Genomic DNA, 1,338 nt, shown 5'->3' on the forward strand with positions numbered 1-1,338 from the left:
GGGCCTTGCCCCCATGTAGTGGACACGGGATTTGTGGTTACGCCGCTTCTGGCAGCGTAGCGGTTTCGTGGTTGCGTTCGTAGGTTGCGGGACTGGAATAGGCGCAGCGGGAGTGCCGTCGCCTCAGGTTGTAGCGCACCAGCCAGCGGAACACTTCACCGCGGCAGCTGGCGGCGTCGAGCCAGCGGCTGCGGTCCTGCAGGATCTCGCGTTTCAGAGTCGCGTTGAATGACTCCGCGAGAGCGTTATCGGCACTTGACCCCACTCCACCCATAGACTGGGTGACACCGAGTGCGGTGCAGAGTTTCGCGAACTCCGTTGAGGTGTACTGACTTCCGTGATCTGAATGAAACACAGCACCGGACAATGAACCGCGCAGTGCGTCCGCGGCCAGCAGAGCATCTTCGACCAGTTCGGTGCGCATATGATCGGCGATCGCCCACCCCGCCACCCGCCCGGAGAAGCAGTCGATCACCGTCGCCAGATACAAATTCGAACCAGTCGCCAACGGTAAGTAGGTGATGTCGCCGACATACTTCTCGTTGGCCGCCGCGGCGGTGAAATCCCGGCCCAGCAGATCCGGGACCTTCTGCTTGGCGGGATCAGCCACCGTGGTCTTGACCCGTCGTCGACGGCGATAGCCGACGATCCCGGCATCACGCATCACCCGGGCCACCCGCTTATGGTTGACCCGCTGCGCCTCGGGGGCACCGTCGTTGAGTTCGGCGGTGATCCGCGGCGCCCCGTAGGTGTTGTCCTGGTCGTGGACGGTGCGGATCCGCGCGGCCAGCGCCTGGTCAGCAGCAGCACGGGCGGCGCGCCCGTCGGCGCCGGCCAGCCAGGCGTAGAACGAGGAACGCGCGATCTCGACGACTGCGCACAGCCACTTCACCGGGTAGGTGTCGGAGTGGTCGGCGACGAACTGAAAGCGGCTCACCAGTTCGTCTCCCCGGCGAAATATTTGGCCGCCGACCGCAGGATGTCTCGTTCAGTCGACAGCCGAGCCTCGGTGGCGCGTAATGCCTTGTTCTCGGCCCGTAGCCGGGCCAGCTCCTCGTCCGGAGTTTCCGACCCCGGTCCCGGCTCACCGGCAGAACTGGCGCCGCGGTGCCGGATCAACACCCCAGCGGCCTTGCACCAGGCCGAGAGCGTCACCCCGCTGATCCCGAGCTCGTCGGCGATCTGCGTGATCGTGGCGCCCTCGGTGTCTCGGTACAGCGCGACCGCATCCCGCTTGAACTCGTCCGGGTAATTTTTCCTTGCCATCGGTGTCGATCATCTCGCTTCCCCCGCCAATCTTGCGGGATTCAGCGTGTCCAACACCTGGGGTCAGGGCCC

1 protein-coding gene is annotated in these 1,338 nt (G+C 65.1%); it reads right to left on the minus strand.

What is annotated here, in order from left to right:
- Positions 1–37: 37 nt before the first annotated feature.
- Positions 38–1,266, minus strand: a protein-coding gene (locus tag ACXMYJ_RS29100; protein ID WP_460359543.1) for an IS3 family transposase whose coding sequence is annotated in 2 segments (ribosomal slippage) — positions 38–954 and positions 954–1,266 — 1,230 coding nt in all. Because the reading frame shifts where the segments join, the coding sequence is not laid out codon by codon here.
- Positions 1,267–1,338 lie beyond the last annotated feature (72 nt).

The sequence above is a fragment of the Mycobacterium sp. ZZG genome, assembly GCF_054786995.1.